The organism is Corallococcus llansteffanensis, assembly GCF_003612055.1.
Lineage (GTDB): Bacteria > Myxococcota > Myxococcia > Myxococcales > Myxococcaceae > Corallococcus > Corallococcus llansteffanensis.
The window spans coordinates 1-6,640 of the sequence record NZ_RAWB01000552.1 but is presented as its reverse complement, the minus strand read 5'-3'; the positions used below and the strand labels follow the sequence as shown (position 1 = coordinate 6,640).

Sequence of the window (6,640 nt, the reverse complement as noted above, 5' to 3'; positions counted from 1 at the left end):
CCCCCCACCCAACCGGCATGCCCCGGGGGATGTTGTCCGCCATGTTGTGATTGGCGTGGGAGTGTCGGGTCGTTAAACCTCCGGCCGGCATGCACAAGACCCACCTCGTTGGCGCCCGAACCCACAACCTGAAGGATTTGTCCGTCGACCTGGCGGAAGGAGAGTTCGTCTGCATCACCGGCGTGTCCGGTGGCGGCAAGTCGAGCCTCGCGCTGGACACGCTCTACGCGGAGGGCCAGCGCCGCTTCGTGGAGAGCTTCAGCCCGTATGCCCGGCAGTTCCTCGAGCGGCTGGAGCGGCCGCCGATGGTCGCCCTGGAGCCGGTGGCGGCGGGCGTGGCGGTGGACCGGCGCGCGCCGGTGAAGAGCTCGCGCTCCACGGTGGCGACGCTGGCGGACGTGGAGCCGTACCTGTCCGCGCTCTTTACCCGGGAGGCGATGCCGGTGTGCCCGGACTGCGGCGTGGAGGCGGTCCGCACCGACGCGCGCGTGGCCGCCCAGGCCGCCCTGCGCGAGCACCCGGACGCGCCCGCCGTCTTCACCTTCCCCGTGCGCATCCCGGACACGTCCGCGTTCCTGGACACGCGCGCCCGGCTGCTGAAGGACGGCTTCCACCGGCTGATGGTGCAGGGCGAGGTGAAGGAACTGGAGACGCTCAAGCCGGGCGAGGCCACGGACTCCGGGGGCGTGGCGCAGGTGGTGGTGGACCGGCTGAAGCTGTCGGACGCGAACCTGTCGCGCGTCACCCAGGCGCTGGAGGATGCGTGGGCGCGCTCGGACGGTGACGCGCTCCTGTTCCTGCCGGAGTCCGCGCCGAAGCGGCTGCGCCGGGGGCTCGTGTGTCCGAAGTGCGCGAAGGAGTTCGAGCCCGCGCGGCCGGGCCTCTTCAGCTACCAGAGCCCGGTGGGCGCGTGCGCGCCGTGCCGGGGCTTCGGGCGCACCATCGGCATCGACTGGGGGAAGGTGATCCCCAACCCGGCGCTGAGCCTGGCCCAGGGCGCCATCCGGCCGTGGTCCGGCCAGTCCACGAGCTGGGAGCGGGACATGCTTCAGCGCTGGTGCCGGCAGAAGGGCATCCCGCTCGACAGGCCGTGGGAGCAGCTCACCGAGGCGCAGCGCGAGTCGGTGCTCCAGGGCTCCGGCGGCTACGACGAGGGCCGCGCGTACCCGGGCGTGCGCGCGTGGTTCAAGTGGATGGAGGGCCGCACGTACAAGATGCACGTGCGCGTGCTGCTGGCGCGCTACCGCGCGTACACGCTCTGCGAGGCCTGCAATGGCGCGCGGCTCAATGAGCAGGCCCGCGCGTGGCGCGTGGGCGGGTTGGACCTGCCGGGCTGGCACGGGCTGGAGCTGACGGACGGCCTTGCGCGCCTGGACGCGCTGCGCACGCTCACGGGGCAGGGGGACCTGGCGCGGCGCGAGCTGGCCGGGCGCCTGCGCTACCTGCAGCGGGTGGGCCTGGGCTACCTCACGTTGGACCGGCCCGCGCGCACGCTGTCCGGGGGCGAGGCGCAGCGCGTGTCGCTCACCGCGGCCCTGGGCACGTCGCTCACGGGCGCGCTCTTCGTGCTGGACGAGCCCACCGTGGGCCTGCACCCGGGGGACGTGCCGCCGCTCACGGAGGCCATCGCGGAGCTGGCGGACCGGGGCAACATCGCGCTGGTCATCGAGCATGATCCGCTGGTCATCCGCTCCGCGCACCGCGTGCTGGAGCTGGGCCCGGGCGCCGGGCGCCAGGGCGGGACGCTGTGCTTCGACGGCACCCCGGAGGCGCTGGCGAAGCGGCAGGACCTGCCCACCGGAAGGATGCTGGCGGGAGGCACGGAGGCGCCCCGCACGCCGCGTATCCGCACGGGGGAGCTGGTCATCCGCGACGCGCGCGAGCACAACCTGAAGGACGTGTCGGTGCGCGTGCCGCTGGGCGTGCTGTGCGCCATCACCGGCCCCAGCGGCTCCGGCAAGAGCACACTGATGGACGAGGTGCTCTACCGGCACCTGGCCCGGGGCCTGGGCGTCAAGGACGTGGAGACCCCCGGCGACGTGGGGGCGGTGGAGGGCGGCGCGCAGGTGGAGGCCATCACCTTCGTGGACCAGTCCCCGCTGGGGCGCACGTCGCGCGGCAACGCGGCCACGTACACCAAGGCGTGGGACCGGCTGCGCGAGCGCTTCGCGTCGGAGCCCGAGGCGGAGGTGCGGGGCCTCACGTCCGCGCACTTCTCCTTCAACGTGGACAAGGGCCGCTGCGAGGCGTGCTCGGGCGAGGGCTACGAGACGGTGGAGATGCAGTTCCTCGCGGACGTGGCCCTCTTGTGCGCGGTGTGCCGGGGCCGGCGCTTCAAGGAGGAGGTGCTCGCCGTCCGGCACCATGGCTTCAGCGTGGCGCAGGTGCTGGAGATGACGCTGGATGAGGTGCTCCAGCACTTCGGCGACGACGCGGCGCTCAAGCGCACGCTGGGCCCGGCGCAGCGGCTGGGCCTGGGCTACCTGCCCCTGGGCCAGCCCTTGTCCACGCTGTCCGGTGGAGAAGCGCAGCGACTGAAGCTCGCGCGCGCCTTGGCGAGCGACGCGAAGGGCACGCTGTTCCTCATCGACGAGCCAAGCGCCGGCCTCCACGCGGAGGACGTGCGGCACGTGATGGCGTCGCTGCACGCGCTGGTGGACCGGGGCGCGAGTGTGCTGGTGGTGGACCACGACGTGTCGGTGATGAAGGGCTCGGACTGGATCATCGACCTGGGGCCCAAGGGCGGCCGGGACGGTGGCCGGCTGGTGGCGGAGGGCACGCCCGCGGACGTCGCGAAGGTGAAGGGCAGCGCCACCGCCGCCGCGCTCCGGGGTGAGGGCAAGCCGCTGGCCCGCACGGTGAAGCTGCGCAAGCCGGGCAAGGAGGCCGCGCCCGCCATCGAGGTGGAGCACGCGCGCGAGCACAACCTCCAGGATGTGTCGTGCCGCATCCCGCTGGGGAAGATGACGGTGGTGACGGGGCCCAGCGGCTCCGGCAAGAGCTCGCTGGTGTTCGACGTCGTCTTCGCCGAAGGCCAGCGCCGCTTCCTGGAGACGCTGACGCCCTACGCGCGGCAGTTCCTCCCCACGCTGCCGCGTCCGGATGTGGAGCGGATCAGCAGCATCCCGCCCACCGTGGCGCTGGAGCAGCGCACGTCCCGCGCGGGCGCCACCAGCACCGTGGCCACCGTCACGGAGGTGGCCCACTACCTGCGCCTGATGTACGCGAAGATTGGCGAGCCGCACTGCCCGCACGACGACACGCCCATTGGCGCCACCACGCCCGCGGCGCTCTTCGCGCAGGTGACGGCGACGAAGGGCGACGGGCAGGTGCTGGCGCCCGCGGTGCGGGCTCGCAAGGGCACGTACCTGGACGTCTTCACGGCGGCGGCCCGGGCGGACATCACGCAGGCCATCGTGGACGGGGAGCTGGTCTCCACGGACAACCCGCCGCGCCTGACGAAGACGAAGGAGCACGACATCGACCTCGTGATGTACGAGGGCAAGTTCGCGAAGCTGCCGCGCGAGGTGTTCGAGTCGTCGCTCAACTGGGGCAAGGGCGCGCTGAAGGTCCGCGCGGGCCGGGCGGAGACGCTCCTGTCCAGCGAGCGCACCTGTCCGAAGTGCGGCACCGCCGTGCCGGAGCTGGATCCGCGCTGGTTCTCCTTCAACACGAAGCAGGGCCGGTGCGAGTCGTGCGAGGGCACCGGCGTGCAGGGCGGCGCGACGGCGATGGCCGAGGGCGAGACGGCCCCGTGCAGGGCGTGCGGCGGCAGCCGGCTGTCCCCCGTGCCTCGCGCGGTGCGGCTGGAGGGCGCGCGCTACCACGAGGTGGTGCAGGCGTCGGTGACGTCCACGCTCGCGCGCGTGCGCACCTGGAAGCTCAAGGGCGACCGGGCGCTGCTGGGTGAGACGGCGCGGCAGGAGATGGTGCGGCGGCTGGAGTTCCTGGAGCGCGTGGGCCTGGGCTACCTGTCCCTGGACCGCAACGCGGGCACGCTGTCCGGTGGGGAGATGCAGCGGCTGCGGCTGTCCGCGCAATTGGGCGCGGGCCTCACCGGCGCGCTGTACGTGCTGGACGAGCCCACCATCGGCCTGCACCCGCGCGACACGCACCGGCTGCTCGACAACCTGCGCGCGCTCGTGGACACGGGCTCCACGGTGCTGGTGGTGGAGCATGACTCGGACACCATCCGCGCCGCGGATCACCTGCTCGACCTGGGGCCCACGGGCGGCCGGGGCGGCGGCCACATCCTGGCGGAGGGCGCGCCGGACGTGGTGCTGGAGTCGGACTCGCCCACCGCGCTGGCCCTGCGCGCCGCGCAGGTGCGGCCCCCGTCAGGGCGGGGCGAGCCCCAGGCGTGGGTGGAGCTGAAGGGCGCGCGCGCGAACAACCTCCAGCGCGTGGACCTGCGGCTGCCGGTGGGCCGGCTCAACGTCGTCTCCGGCGTGTCGGGCTCCGGCAAGAGCACGCTCATCCGTCAGGTGCTGTACCCGGCGCTGCGCGACCGGCTGGGGCTCGTCACCTCGAAGGCCGGGGCGTTCGACTCGCTCAAGGGCGTGGAGTCCATCAAGCGGGTGCTGTCGGTGGACCAGTCACCCATCGGCCGCACGCCGCGCTCGGTGCCGGCCACGTTCCTGGGCATCTGGGACGAGCTGCGCCGCGTGTTCGCGGCCACGCCCGAGGCGAAGATTCGCGGCTTCGGGCCCGCGCGCTTCTCCTTCAACACCGCGAGCGGCGGACGCTGCAAGGTGTGCGAAGGGCAGGGCGCCATCTCCCACGAGATGTCCTTCCTGCCGGATGTCGTCACGCCGTGCGAGGCCTGCAACGGCGCGCGCTTCGACGCCGCCACGCTGGAGGTGCGCTACCACGGCCTCACCGTGGGCGACGTGCTGCGCCTGTCCGCGGACGAGGCCAAGGACGTCTTCCGCTCCCTGCCCAAGGTGGCCGCGCCGCTGGTGTGCCTGGCGGACCTGGGCGTGGGCTACCTGCAGCTGGGCCAGGGCTCCAACACGCTGTCCGGCGGCGAGGCGCAGCGGCTCAAGCTGGCCGCGGAGCTGACGGCCACCTCCCGGCACGAGCCCACGCTGTACGTGCTGGACGAGCCCACCACGGGCCTGCACCTGGGCGACGTGGAGAAGCTCATCACCTTCCTGGGCCGGCTGGTGGACCGGGGCGACACGCTGGTCGTCATCGAGCACCACCCGTCCGTCATCGCCGCGGGCGACCACGTCGTGGAGCTGGGGCCGGAGGGCGGGGAGGGCGGAGGCCGCATCGTGGGCGAGGGCACGCCCCGCGAGGTGGCGAAGCTCAAGACGCCCACGGGCCGGGTGCTCAAGACGGTTTTTTCCACTGAAGAACCCAAGGCCCGCGTCGCTTCGCGGGGACGGTGAAACCTTGCGCCCCTTCCGGCATCCTGCGCGTCGCATGCGAACCCCACTGCTGTTCACCGTCGCGACGGTGCTCTCCCTCTCCTCGGTTGCCTCCGCCGAGGACAAGAAGACCGAGAAGAAAGCCATGTCCTTCCACCAGCTCTCCGCCAACCGGCTCGACGGCAAGCCCGAGAAGCTGTCGGACTTCCAGGGCAAGGTCGCCCTCGTCGTGAACACCGCCTCGGAGTGTGGCTACACGCCGCAGTACAAGGGCCTGGAGGCGCTGTACGCGGGCTACAAGGACAAGGGCGTCGTCGTCCTGGGCTTCCCGTCCAACGACTTCGGCGGGCAGGAGCCGGGCACGTCGCAGGAGATCGCGAAGTTCTGCGAGCTGCGCTTCAAGGTCACCTTCCCCATGTTCGAGAAGGTGAAGACGAAGGGCGAGGGCCAGTCCCCCGTCTACGCGTTCCTCGCGAAGGACCACGGCGAGCCCAAGTGGAACTTCCACAAGTACGTGGTGGGCAAGGACGGCCAGGTGAAGGCCGCCTTCCCCAGCAGCGTCACGCCCGACAGTCCGGAGCTGAAGGCCGCGCTCGACAAGGCGCTCGCGGAGAAGTGACGCGGGTTCCCCCCAGCGGGCCCGCCTAGTCCTGCTGCTCCGGCTTGGGCGGGAAGCGCTCCAGCATCTTCGTCACGCCCTCTTCGAGCTTCTTCGGGTTGCTCTGGATGCTGGGGCTGTCGCCCAGGTTGCGCTGGGCCGTGCCGCGCCAGACGAGCGTCTTCGCCTTCGCGTCCACCACGTCGAGGATGAGCGTGCCCACGTCGTACTGGCGCAGGTAGGCGCCGCCTCCGTAGGGCCCGTAGAACGAGCCCCAGAACGGATCCCACGGGTAGCCGTAGTAGCTGTTCGCCGCATCCTCGGACAGCCGCGTGTCGATGGCGCCCTGCCACCCGACGAGGAAGTCCGGGTTCGCGTCCGGCTCCACCTTCCGGTAGCCGCGCGACTGGAGGTTGCTGTCCACCGCGCTCTTCACCTGGGCGTCGGTGATGGCGTTGTTGATGCGCGTGTCCTGGCTCTTCTGCGGCTGCGACATCCACGCGTAGGTGCGGAAGTTGTCGATCCGCGCCACGGCGGCGGGGTCGTAGTTGGTGCCCACGTCCACGCCTGAGCACGAAGCGAGCCCGAGGACCACCAGGACGGGAACGACACGGGACAGCAGACGCATGGGGGGCTCCTGGGGGCGGAGGAAGGTGCCCCGGGGAGGGAC

At 72.0% G+C, this 6,640-nt stretch carries 3 protein-coding genes; 2 read left to right on the top strand and 1 reads right to left on the bottom strand.

Annotated features, from left to right (window positions below):
• Positions 1-89 precede the first annotated feature (89 nt).
• Complete coding sequence (gene uvrA, locus D7V93_RS34780; RefSeq protein WP_120647465.1) at positions 90-5,393, top strand: excinuclease ABC subunit UvrA; 5,304 nt, start codon at positions 90-92, stop codon at positions 5,391-5,393.
• 34 nt (positions 5,394-5,427) lie between these two features.
• Positions 5,428-5,991, top strand: a complete 564-nt coding sequence (locus tag D7V93_RS34775) for a glutathione peroxidase (protein ID WP_208723255.1) — start codon at positions 5,428-5,430, stop codon at positions 5,989-5,991.
• Between the two features lie 25 nt (positions 5,992-6,016).
• On the opposite strand, the gene D7V93_RS34770 is transcribed toward D7V93_RS34775, so the two are convergent.
• Positions 6,017-6,598 (bottom strand): DUF4136 domain-containing protein, encoded by a 582-nt coding sequence (locus D7V93_RS34770; protein ID WP_120647466.1) that lies wholly within the window; start codon positions 6,596-6,598, stop codon positions 6,017-6,019.
• Positions 6,599-6,640 lie beyond the last annotated feature (42 nt).

Bases quoted from the DNA above. Each gene is read 5' to 3' on its own strand.
- uvrA (WP_120647465.1), top strand. From the start codon at position 90: ATGCACAAGACCCACCTCGTTGGCGCCCGAACCCACAACCTGAAGGAT.
- D7V93_RS34775 (WP_208723255.1), top strand. From the start codon at position 5,428: ATGCGAACCCCACTGCTGTTCACCGTCGCGACGGTGCTCTCCCTCTCC.
- D7V93_RS34770 (WP_120647466.1), bottom strand. From the start codon at position 6,598: ATGCGTCTGCTGTCCCGTGTCGTTCCCGTCCTGGTGGTCCTCGGGCTC.